13 protein-coding genes are annotated in these 17,454 nt (G+C 73.5%); 3 read left to right on the plus strand and 10 right to left on the minus strand.

Features of this window, described 5'->3' with window-relative positions; translation table 11 throughout:
• Positions 1-307: 307 nt before the first annotated feature.
• The 3 genes from V2J85_RS28600 to V2J85_RS28610 all read right to left on the minus strand — a co-directional run bounded on the left by V2J85_RS28600 (position 308) and on the right by V2J85_RS28610 (position 2,312).
• The gene (locus tag V2J85_RS28600) at positions 308-601 is read right to left on the minus strand and encodes a DUF3039 domain-containing protein (protein ID WP_037809130.1); all 294 of its coding nucleotides are present in this window, start codon (positions 599-601) and stop codon (positions 308-310) included.
• A 174-nt stretch (positions 602-775) separates the two neighbouring features.
• Positions 776-1,456 carry a hypothetical protein gene (locus tag V2J85_RS28605; protein ID WP_261951183.1) on the minus strand — a complete coding sequence of 227 codons (681 nt, stop codon included), beginning with the start codon at positions 1,454-1,456 and terminating at the stop codon, positions 776-778.
• A 184-nt stretch (positions 1,457-1,640) separates the two neighbouring features.
• A complete protein-coding gene (locus tag V2J85_RS28610) occupies positions 1,641-2,312 on the minus strand; it encodes a YqgE/AlgH family protein (RefSeq protein ID WP_261951182.1) in 672 nt (223 codons plus the stop codon).
• A 324-nt stretch (positions 2,313-2,636) separates the two neighbouring features.
• On the opposite strand from V2J85_RS28610, the gene murA reads away from it, so the two are divergent.
• Positions 2,637-3,983 (plus strand): UDP-N-acetylglucosamine 1-carboxyvinyltransferase, encoded by a 1,347-nt coding sequence (gene murA / locus V2J85_RS28615; protein WP_030414541.1) that lies wholly within the window; start codon positions 2,637-2,639, stop codon positions 3,981-3,983.
• Positions 3,984-4,258: 275 nt separating this feature from the next.
• Here murA and V2J85_RS28620 read toward each other — a convergent pair whose 3' ends face one another.
• The 7 genes from V2J85_RS28620 to V2J85_RS28650 form a co-directional block, all read right to left on the minus strand.
• Positions 4,259-4,540 (minus strand): HU family DNA-binding protein, encoded by a 282-nt coding sequence (locus V2J85_RS28620; RefSeq protein WP_006605312.1) that lies wholly within the window; start codon positions 4,538-4,540, stop codon positions 4,259-4,261.
• Between the two features lie 329 nt (positions 4,541-4,869).
• The gene (locus V2J85_RS28625; protein WP_261951181.1) at positions 4,870-6,303 is read right to left on the minus strand and encodes an NAD-dependent malic enzyme; all 1,434 of its coding nucleotides are present in this window, start codon (positions 6,301-6,303) and stop codon (positions 4,870-4,872) included.
• 485 nt (positions 6,304-6,788) lie between these two features.
• Positions 6,789-9,203: a HelD family protein gene (locus tag V2J85_RS28630; RefSeq protein WP_261951180.1), complete on the minus strand. Its 2,415-nt coding sequence runs from the start codon at positions 9,201-9,203 to the stop codon at positions 6,789-6,791.
• Between the two features lie 197 nt (positions 9,204-9,400).
• Positions 9,401-10,150, minus strand: coding sequence for an anti-sigma factor family protein (locus tag V2J85_RS28635; RefSeq protein ID WP_330823139.1), 750 nt, complete (start codon positions 10,148-10,150; stop codon positions 9,401-9,403).
• On the minus strand, positions 10,147-10,686 hold the full coding sequence (locus V2J85_RS28640) for a sigma-70 family RNA polymerase sigma factor (protein WP_261951178.1): 540 nt from the start codon (positions 10,684-10,686) through the stop codon (positions 10,147-10,149). The genes V2J85_RS28635 and V2J85_RS28640 overlap by 4 nt, the downstream gene beginning before the upstream one ends.
• Before the next feature lie 451 nt (positions 10,687-11,137).
• Positions 11,138-12,265 (minus strand): uroporphyrinogen-III synthase, encoded by a 1,128-nt coding sequence (locus V2J85_RS28645; protein WP_261951177.1) that lies wholly within the window; start codon positions 12,263-12,265, stop codon positions 11,138-11,140.
• 524 nt (positions 12,266-12,789) lie between these two features.
• Complete coding sequence (locus tag V2J85_RS28650; RefSeq protein WP_330823140.1) at positions 12,790-14,349, minus strand: nitrate/nitrite transporter; 1,560 nt, start codon at positions 14,347-14,349, stop codon at positions 12,790-12,792.
• 322 nt (positions 14,350-14,671) lie between these two features.
• On the opposite strand from V2J85_RS28650, the gene V2J85_RS28655 reads away from it, so the two are divergent.
• Together V2J85_RS28655 and V2J85_RS28660 are read left to right on the plus strand one after the other, a co-directional pair.
• Complete coding sequence (locus V2J85_RS28655; RefSeq protein WP_261951175.1) at positions 14,672-14,821, plus strand: lasso RiPP family leader peptide-containing protein; 150 nt, start codon at positions 14,672-14,674, stop codon at positions 14,819-14,821.
• Between the two features lie 81 nt (positions 14,822-14,902).
• Positions 14,903-17,329: an asparagine synthase-related protein gene (locus V2J85_RS28660; RefSeq protein ID WP_330823141.1), complete on the plus strand. Its 2,427-nt coding sequence runs from the start codon at positions 14,903-14,905 to the stop codon at positions 17,327-17,329.
• Positions 17,330-17,454: the final 125 nt, after the last annotated feature.

The following is a 17,454-nucleotide window of genomic DNA, read 5'->3' on the forward strand; positions in this document are numbered from 1 at the left end:
CCCCCGGGTCCGGGACCGGCCGGCGCTGTAGGCGTACGGAGAGCACCTGCCCGTGCCGCGGGCGGTGTCGGGGTCGATGCTGCCATCCGCCGGTCCGCGGAGGCCGGTAATCCGGCCATCAATCCGGCCATCTCGCCGCCCGGCCTGCCGTCGGCACGCCGTCCCGCGGGTTCCCGCGAGGAGCCCGCGGGGAGGGGCCGGCGCTTCCCGTACGGGCGGCCCGGTGCCGGCGCCCGGGTGTGCGGGCACGACGGCGGGCCCGGGCTGCGAGAGCTCCGGGCCCGTGCCCGCGGCGGGCCGGCGGCGGTTACTTCTTGCCGCCGTCCTTGCCGCCCTTGTCCTTGTCGCCACCGGCGCCCATGGACTCGTAGATCTCCTTGCACATGGGGCAGACCGGGTACTTCTTCGGGTCGCGACCCGGGACCCAGACCTTGCCGCACAGCGCCACGACGGGGGTACCGTCGAGCGCGCTCGCCATGATCTTGTCCTTCTGGACGTAGTGGGCGAAGCGCTCGTGGTCGCCGTCGCCGTGCGACACCTGCGGTGTCGGCTCTACGAGGGTCCCCGTACCTGCCCCGCGCTCGGGCTCAAGAGTGCTCATAGCTGCCAAGGGTACTCACGCCCGCGACGACCCGGGAGCGACGGCCCGCCGCCCGGGTGGAGCGCGGGACCCGCCGCCGCAACGCCCGCCGCCGGACCCGTCCGGGCCTCCGCTCCGTCCGCCCGCGGGGGCCGGGTGACGCCTCCGCTCAGGAGGCCACCGCCAGCCCGCCGCTCAGGAGGCCACCGCCAGCCCGCCGCGGTCGCCGGAGGTCAGGCCCAGCGTCTCGGCGAAGGCCAGCGCGGCCTCCGGCCGGACCTCGTACCAGGAGTCCTTGTCGCAGACCGCGTCCAGCAGCGCGGCGACCTCCGGCGCGCCGACCGTACGGGCCTCGGCGGCGGCGATGAAGGCGCGGACCGCGTCGGCCGCGTCGACCTCGGTCTCCGTACGGGCCACGAGGTCGTCGACGATCCGGCCGATCGACGCCTCACCGGGGGCGGCCCAGCTCATCGCCATCTCCAGGCCGTCGTCCGGCAGCTTCTCGGGATACGGGGCGCGCGCCCAGGCGCCGTCCTGCCACCAGTAGACGAACCCGAAGAGGTTCCCCCGGGCGTCGTCGTTCAGCTGCTCCCAGGGCAGCCACTCGGGGCCGCCGGCCAGGAAGTCGATCTGGCGGTCGCCGCTGTGGGTGTAGCTGCCGTCGGAGTCCTGGCCGCAGAGCAGCGCCCGGCCGCCGTCGTACAGCTTCAGCCGCCACCAGTAGCTGCCGCCGCCGTTCCAGCACTCGAGTCCGTGCTTCCCCCAGGAGAATTCGTCCCAGTCGTCCACCGCCGCGGCGACCACCGCGAGCGTCGCGGCCCGCGCCCACAGCCGCTCCGGACGGTCCAGATCCCCGGGCACACTCGGCCTGTGCATGGCACTCTCCCCCGCTGTCCTGCGCGGCCCCGCCGACGCGGCCGCGCACCGTCCCCTGTCACTCGAACCATAGCGACGGGCACTGACAATTCCTCATGACGAAGCCGTCACAATAATCCAGCGCTCAACAAAAATCCGGCGTTCGGCGGGACCTCCCCCGCGACCGGCCGACCGGCCCTCGCGATCAGTTCAGCGACGGGTCGTCCGGGTACGTGGCCACCATCGCCAGCTCGTTGCGCTGCCGCCGCAGGACCGCGCGCCACAGCTGTTCCGGGTCGGGCGAGGAGACGTCGCCCGGTTCGGACTCGACGACGTACCAGGCGCCCTCGACCAGCTCGTCCTCCAGCTGGCCCGGGCCCCAGCCCGCGTAGCCGGCGAAGATCCGCAGGCTGCCGAGCACGGCCGCGAGGAGCTCGGGCGGGGCCTCCAGATCGACCAGGCCGATCGCGCCGTGCACCCGGCGCCAGCCCAGCGGCTCCTCGGCCGGCTGTACGCCCGCGCGGTCGGCGACCTGCGCGCCGGCCGTCTCCCCCGCCTCGGCGCCGGGACCGGCACCCGTACCCATGGGGGGCGTGCCGCCCTCGCCGAGGGCCCCGCCGGGCACCACCGCCACCCCGAGTGCGGAGTCCAGCGAGACCGGGCCGCCCTGGAAGACCACGCCCGGCTCACCGGTCAGCGCGGCCCAGGGCGCGAGGATGTCCGCGACGCCCACCGGGGTGGGGCGGTTGAGGACCACGCCGAGGGAGCCCTCCTCGTCGTGGTCGAGGAGCAGCACCACCGCGCGGTCGAAATTCGGGTCCGCAAGCGCGGGCGTCGCGACGAGCAGCCGGCCTGTGAGCGAGGACACCTCGGTCATGGCCACATGATCCCGCACTTCTGCCCCGAGCGGGGAGTCAACGCCGTGACCGGTGCGAGCGCAGGGCAGGGCGTACGGCGGCAGCCCCGGCGCACGATCCCGCCCCCGGAAGTGCACCCGCCCCAATCCGACTTCCTCACAGTGCATTTAAGACAATCTGGGGCTTTTCCGCCAAAAGGCGATTACAGATCAAAGGGTGACCGTAGCCGAGCGTGTTGTGACAAAGCCATTACATGCTCAGAGGCTGCACGGGCTTACGGGCACCCCCTCGGACGCCCTTACCATTTCTGCTTGGCCCTGCCCGTCTCCAGGAACGCGAGATCCATGACCGTCTCTACTGACGACGTACTGCTTGTCCACGGCGGCACCCCGCTGGAGGGCGAGATCCGGGTTCGCGGTGCGAAGAACCTTGTGCCCAAGGCCATGGTCGCCGCCCTGCTCGGCAGCGGACCCAGCCGGCTGCGCAACGTGCCCGACATCCGCGACGTACGCGTGGTGCGCGGACTGCTGCAGCTGCACGGCGTCACGGTCCGCCCGGGCGACGAGCCCGGCGAGCTGGTCCTCGACCCGTCGCACGTGGAGAGCGCCAACGTCGCCGACATCGACGCGCACGCCGGCTCCTCGCGGATCCCGATCCTGTTCTGCGGCCCGCTGCTGCACCGCCTCGGCCACGCCTTCATCCCGGGCCTGGGCGGCTGTGACATCGGCGGCCGCCCGGTGGACTTCCACTTCGACGTGCTGCGCCAGTTCGGCGCGAAGATCGAGAAGCGCGCCGACGGGCAGTACCTGGAGGCACCGCACCGGCTGCGCGGCACCAAGATCCGGCTGCCGTACCCGTCGGTCGGCTCGACCGAGCAGGTGCTGCTGACCGCCGTACTGGCGGAGGGCGTCACCGAGCTGTCGAACGCCGCCGTGGAGCCGGAGATCGAGGACCTGATCTGCGTGCTGCAGAAGATGGGCGCGATCATCTCCATGGACACCGACCGGACGATCCGGATCACCGGTGTCGACAAGCTCAACGGCTACACCCACCGGGCCCTCCCGGACCGCCTGGAGGCCGCCTCCTGGGCGTCCGCGGCGCTGGCCACCGAGGGCAACATCTACGTCCGCGGCGCGCAGCAGCGGTCGATGATGACCTTCCTCAACACCTTCCGGAAGGTCGGCGGCGCCTTCGAGATAGACGACGAGGGCATCCGCTTCTGGCACCCGGGCGGCTCGCTCAACGCCATCGCCCTGGAGACCGACGTCCACCCCGGCTTCCAGACCGACTGGCAGCAGCCGCTGGTCGTCGCCCTGACCCAGGCGTCGGGCCTGTCCATCGTCCACGAGACGGTCTACGAGTCCCGCCTCGGCTTCACGTCCGCCCTCAACCAGATGGGCGCGCACATCCAGCTCTACCGGGAGTGCCTGGGCGGCTCGGCCTGCCGCTTCGGCCAGCGCAACTTCCTGCACTCCGCGGTGGTCTCCGGCCCGACCAAGCTGCAGGGCTCCGACCTGGTCATCCCCGACCTGCGCGGCGGTTTCTCGTACCTGATCGCGGCGCTGGCGGCGCAGGGCACCTCCCGGGTGCACGGCATCGACCTGATCAACCGCGGCTACGAGAACTTCATGGAGAAGCTCGTCGAGCTGGGCGCCCACGTGGAGCTGCCCAACGGGGCACTGAGCCACTGACGACGCCCGGGCACCTGGGCGCGCCGCGCCCACGCCCGTACGACCACGCCTGAGGGGCGGCCACCGGACCGGTGGCCGCCCCTCAGGGCTGTCAGGGGGCCGCGCGCGCCGCGGGACGGCCCGGGAGTGCCGGGCGCCGTTTCCGGCCCCGTACGGCCGTGGTGGCGCCCCGGAACGGCCGTACGGGCGGGTGCGGCAGGGGTGCGCGGTGCGCGGGTACGACGAAGGCGGCCGCCCCCGTCGGGGCGGCCGCCTCGTTACGCCGGGTCAGGGCCTCACTTGCCCTTGGCGGCTTCCTTGAGCTTGGAGCCCGCGGACACCTTCACGCTGTAGCCGGCCGGGATCTGGATCGGGTCGCCGGTCTGCGGGTTGCGCGCGGTGCGAGCGGCACGGTGGGTGCGCTCGAAGGTCAGGAAGCCGGGGATGGTGACCTTCTCGTCGCCCTTGGCGACGACCTCGCCGGTCACCTCGGCGAGGGCGGCCAGAACGGCGTCGGCGTCCTTGCGGGTCACCTCGGCGCGATCGGCCAGAGCGGCCACCAGCTCACTGCGGTTCATGTTTGTACTCCCGTGTTCTTCTTGCCAATGAGGCGTGCCACGCGGCAGAGCCGCATGTTGGGCACAGCGAAGCCGATGCTGCCAGGGTCCTCGGACAGTCCCCGGACCCGGGTCTGCCTGCCAGACCCTCGCGCCCGAATACGCATCCTGCCCCTACCTGCGGCAGTAAAGCCAATCCGGCGCCCTGGCGGGTCACACGAAAAGCGCCACTGCCACGCAGTGGTGACGTTCCGCATCGTTCCGCTCCGGGCCGGATCCCCAGGTTGGCGGATTGCTGCCCGCCACCCTATGGGGGCCGTCATGACGGCGTGTCCCGCGACGCGCCGTTGTCAGACCGCCGTGGCCGTCGTCACAGCCGGGTCGCTGCCCTTGGCCGCCTCCCGCACCGCACCGGCCACCGCGCCCGCGACCTTCTCGTTGAAGACGCTGGGAATGATGTAGTTCGGGTTGACCTCGTCCTCCAGGACGACGTCCGCGAGGGCGCGGGCCGCGGCCAGCATCATCTCGGTGTTCACCGTACGGGAGTGGGCGTCCAGGAGGCCGCGGAATACGCCGGGGAACACCAGGACGTTGTTGATCTGGTTCGGGAAGTCGGAGCGGCCGGTGGCCACGACGGCGGCGGTCTGCCGGGCGATGGCCGGGTCGACCTCGGGGTCGGGGTTGGCGAGGGCGAACACGATCGCGCCCTCGGCCATCTTCGCGACGTCGTCGCCGTCGAGGACGTTGGGCGCCGAGACGCCGATGAAGACGTCCGCGCCGACCACGGCCTCCTTGAGGGTGCCGGTGACGCCCTCGGGGTTGGTGTTGTCGGCGATCCAGCGCAGCGCCGAGTCCGGGTCGGCGTCGACCAGGTCCGGGCGGCCGGCGTGCACCACGCCGTGGATGTCGGCGACGACGGCGTGCCGGACGCCGGCGGCCAGCAGCAGCTTGAGGATGGCGGTGCCGGCCGCGCCGGCGCCGGACATCACGACCCGGACGTCCTCGATCTTCTTGCCGACGACGCGCAGCGCGTTGGTGAGCGCGGCGAGCACCACGATGGCGGTGCCGTGCTGGTCGTCGTGGAAGACCGGGATGTCCAGCGCCTCGCGCAGCCGCGCCTCGATCTCGAAGCAGCGGGGCGCGGAGATGTCCTCCAGGTTGATGCCGGCGAAGCCGGGGGCGATGGCCTTGACGATCTCCACGATGGCGTCGGTGTCCTGGGTGTCCAGGCACAGCGGCCAGGCGTCGATGCCGGCGAAGCGCTTGAAGAGGGCCGCCTTGCCCTCCATGACGGGCAGGGCGGCCTTGGGGCCGATGTTGCCCAGGCCCAGGACCGCGGAGCCGTCCGTGACGACCGCGACGCTGTTGCGCTTGATCGTCAGCCGGCGGGCGTCCTCGGGGTTGTCGGCGATGGCCTGGCAGACCCGGGCGACGCCGGGGGTGTAGACCATGGAGAGGTCGTCGCGGTTGCGGATCGGGTGCTTCGACGACATCTCGATCTTGCCGCCGAGGTGCATCAGGAACGTACGGTCGGACACCTTGCCGAGCGAGACGCCCTCGATGCCGCGCAGCTTCTCGACGATCTCGTTCGCGTGCGCGGTGGAGGTCGCGGCGATGGTGACGTCGATCCGGAGCTTCTCGTGGCCCGACGCGGTGACGTCGAGGCCGGTGACCGACCCGCCGGAGGACTCCACGGCCGTGGTGAGCTGGCTGACGGCGGTGCCGCTCGCGGGTACTTCCAGTCGCACCGTCATCGAATACGAGACGCTAGGCGCCGTTGCCATGGCCGACTTCCTCTGCTTTCCCTGGTTTCTCTCTCAGCGGCTCCGCGGCCCAGGGGTGCCCGGGCCGGGAGCGCGTCGTCCGATCGTCCCACCTACCAGCCGGTACACGGTAACCAGCTACAAATTTCGGAAAGACACTTCCACCATACGAGAGATGATCGGGCGAGTGGAAGCCCTTCGCGGAAGAAGCCTTCCGGGCGGAGCGTGCGGACCGCCACACTCCGGCAGCCGACGGCGGGTGGACCACGGCTGCGGGCCGACAACGACCGCGGGCGCCCTCCCGGAGGAAGGGCGCCCGCAGCACACACTTAAGACACCGACCCGCCATGCTCGCCTCGCGGCAAGTGGTCGCTCGTAGCGACGATGGTTGGGCCCGGGGGCTTGGATCGAGCCGGTGCCGTCACCCAGGCTAACAAACCATCTCCGGAAGCGAATCCCGTCGCGGGGTACGGATTTCGGGTCCCCCCGGACGGCCTCCGCCGGGCTCAGTCCCGCAGCAGGTCGGGCACCCCGGCCGCGTCCGGCTCGTCGCGCCCGGCGGACAGCACGGTCAGCTGCTGGGTGGCCCGGGTCAGCGCCACGTACAGCACCCGCAGCCCGGCCGGGGACTCGTCGGCGATCTCGGCCGGCGACACCACCAGCGTGGCGTCGTACTCCAGCCCCTTCGCCTCCAGGGAGCCCAGCGCCACCACCCGGTCACCGAGCGGGGCCAGCCAGCGGCGGGCCTGCTCGCGGCGGTGCATCGCCACCACGACGCCGACCGTGCCGTCCACCTCGCCCAGCAGCCGCTCGGCCTCCGCCGCCGTCGCGGCGGCCAGCGCGGACTCGCCGGCCGACCCGGCGCCGTCCCCGACGAGCGCGAACCGCGGCCGAAGGCCCGTCGAACGGACCGCCTTCGGGGACTGCATGCCGGGCATCGCCAGCGCCAGCACCTTCCCGGCCAGCTCGGCGATCTCCGCCGGGTTGCGGTAGTTGACGGTGAGGGTGAAGCGGCGGCGCGGGCGGGTGCCGAGCGCCTCGTCACGGGCGGCGGCCGCCTCGTCCGGGTCGGACCACGAGGACTGCGCCGGGTCGCCGACCACGGTCCAGGTAGCGTGCCGGCCGCGACGGCCGACCATCCGCCACTGCATGGGCGTCAGGTCCTGCGCCTCGTCGACGATCACATGGGCGTAGTCGGTGCGCTCCTCCTCCAGGCGTTCGCGCCGGCCGCGGCCGCCGCCGTTGCGGTCCGCGTACGTCGTCAGCTCCTCCAGGCCGGTCAGGTGCTCCAGAGGGTCGGCCTCGCGCGGCCGGGCCGGGCGCATCGGGGCGCCGAGGATCTGCTGCAGCTCGTCCAGCAGGGCGACGTCGTGCACCGACAGCGGGCCGTGCCCCGAGGCGTCCAACCGGCCCAGGGAACGGGCCAGTTGGCGCACCTCGCGCGGGTTGAGGACGCGGCGCGCCCAGCGGCCCAGCAGCTTCTCGTCGGCCATCGCGGCGAGCACGCCGCGCGGGGTCAGCTCGGGCCACCAGGCGTCCAGGAACTCCTGGAACGAGGTCTCGGTGGTGAGGTCCTCGTCGAAGCCCTCACGGGCCTCGGCGGCGAGCTCGGGGTCGGTGTAGCGGCGGCCGGCGCCCGACCGGGCCCACAGCGCGTCCAGGATCAGCCGGCGGGCCCGGGGGCGCAGCAGGTTGACCGGCGCGGTGCCGCCGAGCGCGGACTGCCGGATGGCGCGCAGCTCGTCGGCGGCCAGCTCGATCCGGGAGCCGAAGGCGACGACCCGGAGCCGGTCGGTCCGTACCGCCGGCGCGGTCTCCTCGTCGTCGCCGAACGCGAGCTGGCCGGCCGGCCCCTGGGTGGGCGCGGTGCCGCCCGGGGGCAGGTCCAGGGCGGCCCTCGCGGCCTTGCGCAGCAGCTTCTGCATCCGCGACGAGCCCTTGATCCGGGCCACCGCCGGCGGGTCGTAGGCGGTCGCCTCGGCGCCGTCGACGAGCGAGCCGAGCGCCCGGATGGCGACCTGGCCCTCCTCGCCGAGCGACGGCAGCACGCCCTCGGTGTAGGCGACCAGCAGCGGCGTCGGGGAGACGATCAGGATGCCGCCGGCGTAACGGCGGCGGTCCTGGTAGAGGAGGTAGGCGGCGCGGTGCAGGGCGACCGCGGTCTTGCCGGTGCCCGGCCCGCCCTCGACCTCGGTGACGGAGGCGGCGGGCGCCCGGATCACCATGTCCTGCTCGGCCTGGATGGACGCGACGATGTCCCGCATGGTGTGGCTGCGGGCCCGGCCGAGCGCGGCCATCAGCGCACCGTCGCCGATCGCCGGGAGCTCCTCGCCGTCCAGCGTGGCGGTGATCTCCGGGCGCATCAGATCGTCCTCGACGCCGAGCACCTTGCGGCCCTTGGAACGGATCACCCGGCGGCGGACGACCCGGCCGGGCGCCACCGGGGTGGCGCGGTAGAAGGGCGCGGCGGCCGGCGCCCGCCAGTCGATGACCAGCGGGGAGTAGTCCGCGTCCAGGACGCCGAGCCGGCCGATGTGCAGCGTCTCGGCGATCCGGGCGCGGTTGTCCACGATCGCGCCCTCGGCGGGCTCGACGGAGGTGTACGCGCCGTCCGGGCCCTTCTTGCCGTCCTTGCCGAGGAGCAGGTCGATCCGCCCGAAGAGGAAGTCCTCGTACTCGGAGTTCAGCCGGTGGAGATGGACACCGGCCTGGAAGACCTGGGCGTCACGCTCGGCGAGCGCGCCGGGCGTGCCGACCTGGCCGCGCTTGGCGGCGTCGTCCATGAGGAACTCCGCCTCGTGGATCTTCTCCTCGAGGCGCCGGTAGACGCGGTCCAGGTGCGTCTGCTCGGCCTCGATCTCGCGGGCGCGAACCGATTCCGAGGCGTGGTCCGGTGCGTGCGTGGCGTTGTGCGCGGCCACCCAGGCCCCCTTCTGCTGTGCGTAGGGCAGCCGTCAACCGTACGCGAACCGGGCACCGTGCGCACCTGGTGAGAAGGACAAATCCGGGCGGATTCGGTCGGATGTTGATGCAGACCGTTACTTCGGGCGTCTTGGGCGGTCACCGGAGGGGGTGGCGGGGCCGACTCCGCCGCCCCTGGCCGCCCGCTCCGGGCGGCTCACGCCTTGACCGTGGCCAGCTTCCTGCCCTCCAGGGTGCTGATCTCGAAGTGGTCGATCTCGTTCCGGTCGAGTGCGGCACCGCCCGCCGCGTACAGGGGCTCGCGGTTCCACTTGGCGGCGCTCCCGGGGATGCCGTAGCCGCCCTCGGGGACCGCCCAGGTGGTGACGGTCTGCCGGCGGCCGTCCTTGCCGACCGCGACCAGGGAGCAGCTGAGCGGGCCCTTGACGTGGGCGAGTTGGAGGACGACCTGGGTGCCCCAGGGGCGGGCCGCCATGGACACGCCCGCGGAGACCTTGGTGTCCGGGTCGACGGAGTGGACCTGCTCGCCCTCGGCGTACTGGGCGCGGACCGCGTTCGCCAGCGGGGGCGCCGCCGTCGGCGTCTGCTCCGTACCGCCCTTGACGACGGAGACGGCGGCCAGCGGCCCGCCGACGATCAGCACGACGGCCGCGGCGACCAGGAACAGCCGGCGGCGGGCCCGGCCGCGGCGGGTGACGGCGACCTCGTCGAGCAGTCCGCCGAGGAGCCGGGGGCCGGGGACGGCGGTGAGCGTGTCCGGGGTGGAGGCGGACTCCTTGAACTCGGCCAGCACCGGAGTCAGGCCCATGAGTTCCTCGAGTTCGGCCGCGCACCGGTCACAGCCGACGAGATGCATCTCGAACCGTTCGGCGTCGGCGGCGTCCAGAACGCCCAGCGCATAGGCGCCGACGTCGCTGTGCCGGTCCGGCTGCGTGGGCGGGATCACTCCGTCACTCCTCGTTCCTCGAGCGAGAGCTTCAGGGAGCGCAGCGCGTAGAAGACCCGGGACCGCACGGTCCCTGCGGGTACGCGCAGCACCTCCGCTGCCTCGTTGACCGTACGCTCCTTGAAGTACGTCTCCACGAGGGCCTCTCGGTGGGCCTGGCTCAGATCGCTCAGCGCCTCGGAGATCGTCATCGTGCGCAGCGCCCGGTCGATCACGTCGGCGGCCGGCATCGTCTCCAGGGGTGTCGCGTCGACCTCTTGGGGTCTGGCCTTCCGGCTGCGGTACCCGTCGATCACTATCCGCCGGGCTACGGTCACCAGCCAGGGCCGGATCGAGCCCGTGGCGCGCTGTAGTTGATCGGCGTTGCGCCAGGCACGCACCAGCGTCTCCTGGACCACGTCCTCCGCGCGGTGCCGGTCGCCCGCCACCAGCCGCAGGACGAAGGCGAGGAGCGGGCCCGCGTGCTCGTCATAGAGGGCTCGCATGAGCTCCTCTTCAGGTGTCGTCCTGTCTGCCACGACGGCATCCTTACGCACTCCAACTCCCGGGTCGAGAGCCCGGATCACCCAAGATCGCCGGGGACCTGGCCATGAATCGGACTTGCGGTGAGGAGTACGGACGGGACGGGCGGGGTGCTCAAAGGATGGCGAGAATTTTTTGCGGCCGCCCCCGCGATCCCGACTCCCCCGGCCGCGCACCCCGCTCCCGCGGCCGTGCACCCGGCCGCCCCGGCGGGGAACGGGCCGGGCGCCCCGCCCTGGAACGGCCGCCGCCCCCGCCATGGAAGGGACCGGCAATCCCCGTCGTGGAACGGACCGACAATCCCCGTCGTGGAACGGACCGACAATCCCCGTCGTGGAACGGACCGGCAATCCCCGTCGTGGAACGGACCGGCAATCCCCGCCGTGGAACGGACCGACAGTCCCCGCCGTGGAACGGACCGACAGTCCCCGCCGTGGAACCGGTCACGCGCCGCCGTGAAACCGGTTACGCCGCGCCGTACTTGTCCGTGTCCGCGTGCGGGTCCAACGACAGCCGGTACCCCCGCTTGACCACGGTCTGGATCAGCTTCGGCGCGCCCAGGGCCACCCGCAGCCGGGCCATCGCGGTCTCCACGGCGTGCTCGTCCCGCCCCGACCCCGGCAGCACCCGCAGCAGCTCGGCGCGGGAGACGACCCAGCCGGGGCGGCGGGCCAGCGCCCGCAGCAACGCCATGCCGGCCGGCGGCACCGGCCGCAGCGCGCCGTCCACCACGACCGCGTGCCCGCGGATCTCCAGCCGCCGCCCGGCCACCGGCAACGGCCGCGCCCGCCCGGGCAGTTCGCGGCACAGCAGCTGCACCAGCGGCCCCAGCCGGAAGCGCTCCGGCTGGAGCGTGGGCACGTCCTCGGCCTCCAGGGGCAGCGCGGTCACCGGCCCCACACACACGGGCAGCACGCCCTGCCGCAGCGCCGCCAGCACCTCCTCCCGGATGCCGCGCTCCTCGGCCCGGCGCAGCAGCGACGCGGCGGCGGGTGCGCTGGTGAACGTCACCGCGTCCAGGCCGCCGCCGACCACCGCGTCCAACAACCGGTCGACGGGACCGAGGTCCTCCGGCGGCATCCAGCGGTACACCGGGACGCCGATCACCTCCGCGCCGCCGGCCCGCAGCGCCTCCACGAACCCGGGCAGCGGCTCGCCGTGCAGCTGTACGGCCACCCGCCGCCCGGACACCCCCTCCGCCAGCAGCCGGTCCAGTACCTCGGCCATCGACTCCGAGGCCGGGGACCACTTCTCGGTGAGCCCGGCGGCCCGGATCGCGCCCCGTACCTTCGGGCCGCGCGCGAGCAGTTCGACGCCGGTCAGCCGGTCCAGCAGCGCCTCGCCCAGCCCCCAGCCCTCCGCGGCCTCGATCCAGCCGCGGAACCCGATGGCCGTGGTGGCCACGACGACGTCCGGCGCATGACCGATCAGCGCCCGGGTCACCGCGAGCAGTTCGGTGTCGTCCGGCAGCGGCACGATGCGCAGCGCGGGCGCGTGCATCACCTGCGCGCCGCGCCGCTCCAGCAGGGCACCGAGCTCCTCGGCCCGCCGGGCCGCGGTCACGCCGACGGTGAAGCCGTCCAGCGGCCGCACGGGGGCAGCACCGGGCCCGGAACCGTCCCCGGGCCCGGCTTCCGGCCCGGTTCCCGGCGCGGTCACCCGTCCGGTTCCCGGCCCGGGTTCCGGCGCGGCTTCCCGGGTCCCCGGGGCTCCGTGGGTTCCCTGGGGTTCCTGGGGTTCCTGGGGTCCCGCTGCCGGCCCGGTGGCGGGTGCCGTCCGCGTCTCCCGCTCGCCGTGCTCCTGTTGCTGCTGCTGATCGTGCATGGTCGTCCCGCTCCGCCCAGAGTGGTTGTGCTGCATGGCGCTCCCCGCCGCCGCGGCCCGGGCGACGGGTGAGCTCCGGTATCCCGGGACCCCGGGATACCGAGATCCCGACCTCCCCGGATCTCCGGCTCCCCGGGTCCGAGGAGCCAAGTCCCGGGGTGTCGAGGTCCGGAAGCCACTGGTGTCCAGCCTGCCGACACCACATGACAGGCCCGGTCCTCCAGTATTTCCCCCGGGTTACGCCGCTGCGCGGCCACCACGGGCAACCGGCCGCACACCAGCCCCACGCCGCCTCACACTTCGGCGTGGACCGGCCGCCGCTCCGCCTCCCCGGCCGTGGCACCCGCGCCCGCCCGCTCCGTACGCCGTGCGCGCGCCGCCGGCCGCAGGTATACGGCCCAGGTCACCACGGTGCACACCGCGTAGCAGACCAGGAACGACACGAACGCCGGCGTACCCGACCCGGTGGCCAGGAACGACTGCCGGAAGGCGAGGTTGATGGCCAGCCCGCCGAGCGCGCCGACCGCGCCGATCAGCCCCATCGCCGCCCCCGACAGCCGCCGCCCGCTGGCCTCGGCCGCCTCCCCGGTCAGCCCGCGCCGGACCGCCTGCGCCTGGAAGATCCCCGGGATCATCTTGTACGTGGAGCCGTTGCCGAGCCCGGTCAGCACGAACAGCGCGATGAAGCCGACGAGGAACACCGGCAGCGACCGCACCGCCGACGCGTAGATGACCACCCCGGTGGCCAGGGCCATCGCCAGGAAATTGCCCAGGGTGATCCGGGCGCCGCCGAACCGGTCCGCCAGCCGGCCGCCGACCGGCCGCACCAGCGACCCCAGCAGCGGCCCGATGAACGTCAGCGACGCCGCCTGGAGGGGCGTGCGCGCGAACTGGTTCTGCAGCACCAGCCCGAAGGCGAAGCTGTAGCCGATGAACGACCCGAACGTGCCGATGTACAGCACCGACATCACCCAGGTGTGCGGCTCCCGGGCGGCGTCCAGGGCCGCTCCGGTGTCGTTCCGCACCGGCGCCAGGTTGTCCATGAACAGCGCCGCGAGCACCGCCGCGACCACGATCAGCGGCAGGTAGACGGCGAGCACCAGCCGCGGCTGCGCGGCCCCGGCCGTACCGATCACCAGCAGCCCCAGCAGCTGGATCACGGGGACGCCGATGTTGCCGCCGCCGGCGTTCAGCCCCAGCGCCCAGCCCTTCTTCCGCAGGGGGTAGAAGGAGTTGATGTTCGTCATCGAGGAGGCGAAGTTGCCGCCGCCGACGCCCGCGAGCGCCGCGATCACCAGGAACGTGGTGTAGGAGGTACCCGGCTTCATCACCACCGCGGCCGCCGTCGCCGGCACCAGCAGCATCAGCGCGCTGATCACCGTCCAGTTGCGCCCGCCGAACCGCGCCACCGCGAAGGTGTACGGCACCCGCAGCACCCCGCCCACCAGGGTCGGCATCGCCACCAGGAAGAACTTGCCGGCCGGATCGAATCCGTACTCCGGCCCCATGAACAGCACCATCACCGACCACAGGCTCCAGATGGAGAAGCCGATGTGCTCGGACAGTACGGAGAAGGCCAGGTTCCGCCGGGCGACCCGCGCCCCGGTCTCCGCCCAGAACGTCTCGTCCTCGGGCTCCCACCGCTCGATCCACCGCCCGCCCCGCCGCTTACGGCCGCCGGGCGTGGAGCCGGCGGGCGTGGAGCCACCGGGCGTCGGGGCGGACGTCGGGGCGGACGTCGGGGTGGACGTCGGGGCGGAGGTCGTGCGGTCCGTTCGGTTTTCGTCAGGGCTGTCGCCGCTGATTTCACTGCTGCTGTCGCTACGGGTGCCTGCCGCGGCCTCGGCCGTCATCGCGCCTCCCAGGGGTCGGGTCCTCCCCCGAAGCTAGGGACGGCGGGTTTCCGCACCGTGGCAGCAGGTGACCGCGGCGAAACCTTGCGCTCACGCGCCACCGGGCCCGTGCGTGAGCGACCGCGGACGCCGGGGCGTACACGCCGGGCGGAGTCACACCGAAGTGCCTCGCACGCCCCCTGACACCACTCGTTCGAGGTAATGGCAGGCGACCTGGGCACTGTCAGCATTTTCGTCGAACGCAATGAGTAATCACGTGAGCACACTCCGTGTCGGTAGCGGTGCGGGTGGTGCGCCCGGAGAAGAGCGAAGGGAGTGAACGATGCAGGACACGCAGGAGGTGCCGGCCGCTGCCGACACCGCCACCGACTACGAGGCGCCGCAGCTCGTCGAGGTGGGCGACTTCACCGAGCTGACGCTCGGGTTCACGGGCTACCACTGGGACGGCTGGGCCGGCTTCTTCGGGTGGTGACGAACGGCAGCGCTGCCGGACCCGGCCCCCCGGGCCCGGCAGCGCTGTGGCCGACGGTCCGGCGGCAACGCCCTTCCCCCTATGGACAGGTATCCCGTGGACTTCCTCGTCTTCCCCGACCACCCCGCAACCGACGCCCTCCGCCGGCAGCTGCCCGCCGGACCGCCCGTCCAGATCCTCCGCCACCCCTCGGGCCGCCCCTGGATCGTGGGCCGGTGGCCGGCCGACCAGATCCTCACGGCGGAGGCGGGCCCGCGCCGCGCCGTCCTGCTCGGCACCACCTCCGCCCACCCGGACACCCTGGCCCGGCTGCTGCACGGCCCCGACGGCCTGGACGGCATCGCCCGGCGCACCCGCCAACTCCCCGGCAGCTACGCACTCCTGGCCGCCATCGGCCCGGACCTGCGCTGCCAGGGCGACCTCGCGACGGTCCACCAGCTCCATCACGCCCGGATCGGCGGCATCACCGTCGCCGGCAACCGGCCCCAGGACCTGGCGGCGCTCGCCCGCAGCGCGGCCACCGGCGGACTGCCGCCCGGCGCCCCCGACACCGGCCTGCTCGACGAGGAATCCCTCGCGCTGCGCCTGCTGTTCCCGTTCGCCCCGCTCCCGCTCACCCTGCGCCCGCTGTGGCGCGCGGTACCGGCCGTCCCGCCGGGCCACCACCTCACCGTGGACGCCAACGGGCAGCCCTCCGTGGACCGTTGGTGGCAGCCACCGGAACCGGACGTCCCCCTGGAGCGCGCCGCCGAGACCGTACGCCAGGCCCTCAGCGACGCCGTGGCGGCCCGTACACACCGCGCCCGACGGCAGAACGAACAGGAGAGGATCAACGAACAGAACGGGCAGAACGAACGGATCGAGCAGACCGATACGGGCGAGACCACGAATGGAAGCGCGCACGGGGCCCTGGGCCGTCCCACCCTCAGCGCCGACCTCTCCGGCGGCACCGACTCCACCGGCCTGTGCTTCCTCGCCGCCCAGGAGGACGTCCGGCTGATCACCACGTCCTGGGTGTCCCGCGACCCCGGCAACGACGACACCATGTGGAGCGCCCGCAGCGCAGCCCACCTGAGCGCCGCCGAACGCCAACGCGAACAGGCGGCCGGCCCGGGCCCCGGACCCGGCGGGGACCCACGCTCAGTGGGGGACACGGCCCACGGCAAGGGCAAGGAGAAGGGCAAGGGTCAGGGCCAGGGCCAGGTCCAGGGCAAGAACGAGGGCGAGCGCAGCGGGGCGGTCGCGCACAGGACCAACGGAGCGGGTACGGGCGGGAACGGGGGCGGAAGCAGGCACAGCGGCGGAAGCGGGGGCAGGGGCAGGGGCGGTAGCGGGGGCGGGAGCGGGAACAGGGGCGGGGGCAGGGGCAGGGGCAGTGGCAGTGGCAGGGCCAGGGGCGCGGGTGCGGGCAACGGCCCGGCGTCGCGGTCACGGCCCCAGGCCGGCGAGCACCTCTCCCTCCCCTACGCCGACGCCCCCACCTGGTACACCCCGCCCCACCACCCCCTGCACCCCACCGCCACCGACCCGGCCGCCCCGCTCGCCCTCTTCCGGGAAGCCGCCCGGATCGCCCACCAGGCCCGTCTCGTCGCCGCCCGCGGCTCCCGGCTGCACCTCGTCGGCGTCGGCGGCGACGAACTCTTCTCCCACCGCCCCGCCGCCCTCAACTCCCTTGTCCGCAGCGACCTGCGCACCGCCGCCCAGCGCGCCTGGACGGCACACCACCTCTGCCGCTGGAAGACCTCCGAGACCCTGCGCACGCTGCTGGGCGGCCGCCCGTATCCGCGCTGGCTGGCCGGCAGCGCCTCCCGGGTGACCGCCGGCGGCGATCCCCGGACCTGCGGCGCCGACTGGGAGGTCCTGTCCAGCCTGCCGCCGTGGGCGCATCCGGACGCCGTCGCCACCGTCCGCCGGCTGCTGCGCGAGGCCGCCGCCGAGGCACCCGAACCGTTCGCGCCGCTGCGCTGCCAGCACGACATCGTGCGCGCCGCCCTCCGCTCCGGGGAGATCGTCCGCGGCGCCCTCGCCCTCACCGCCCCGCACGGCGTCGCCTACGAGGCGCCGTTCCTCGACAACGCCGTCATCGACGCGGCGCTCACCCTCCGACTCGCCGACCGCGCCCGGGCCGGCGTCTACAAGCCACTGCTGACCCGTGCGCTGCGCGGCATCGTGCCCGAGGCGGTGCTCGGCCGCGGCACGAAGAACGAGCACAGCGCCGAGGTCCACGCCGGTCTGCGCGCCCACCGCGGCGCCCTGTCCGCGCTCTGCGACGACTCCCTCCTCGCCGAACGCGGTCTGATCCGCCCCGCCGTCCTCCGGCACCACCTGACGTCGCTCCAGCCGCACCCCGACGCCCTGCGCGCACTGGACCCCACTCTCGCCGCCGAGTACTGGCTCCGCGCGCTCACCCCGACGCACATCCCCGCGCCGTCCCGCCCCACACCGGCGCTCCCCTCCTCGCCGTTCCCCGCACCGCCCCTGCCCGCACCGGCCCAAGGCACCCCATGACCCTCGCCCTCGCCCCGCACGTCACCAGCACCCGCACGGCCGACGGCACGGTCCTGCTCGCCACCCGCACCGGCCGCTACTGGCAGATGAACGCGACCGCGAGCGCGACGTGTGCGCGGGCGCGA

The sequence above is a fragment of the Streptomyces bugieae genome (assembly GCF_036352915.1).
In the GTDB taxonomy this organism is placed as follows: domain Bacteria; phylum Actinomycetota; class Actinomycetes; order Streptomycetales; family Streptomycetaceae; genus Streptomyces; species Streptomyces endophytica.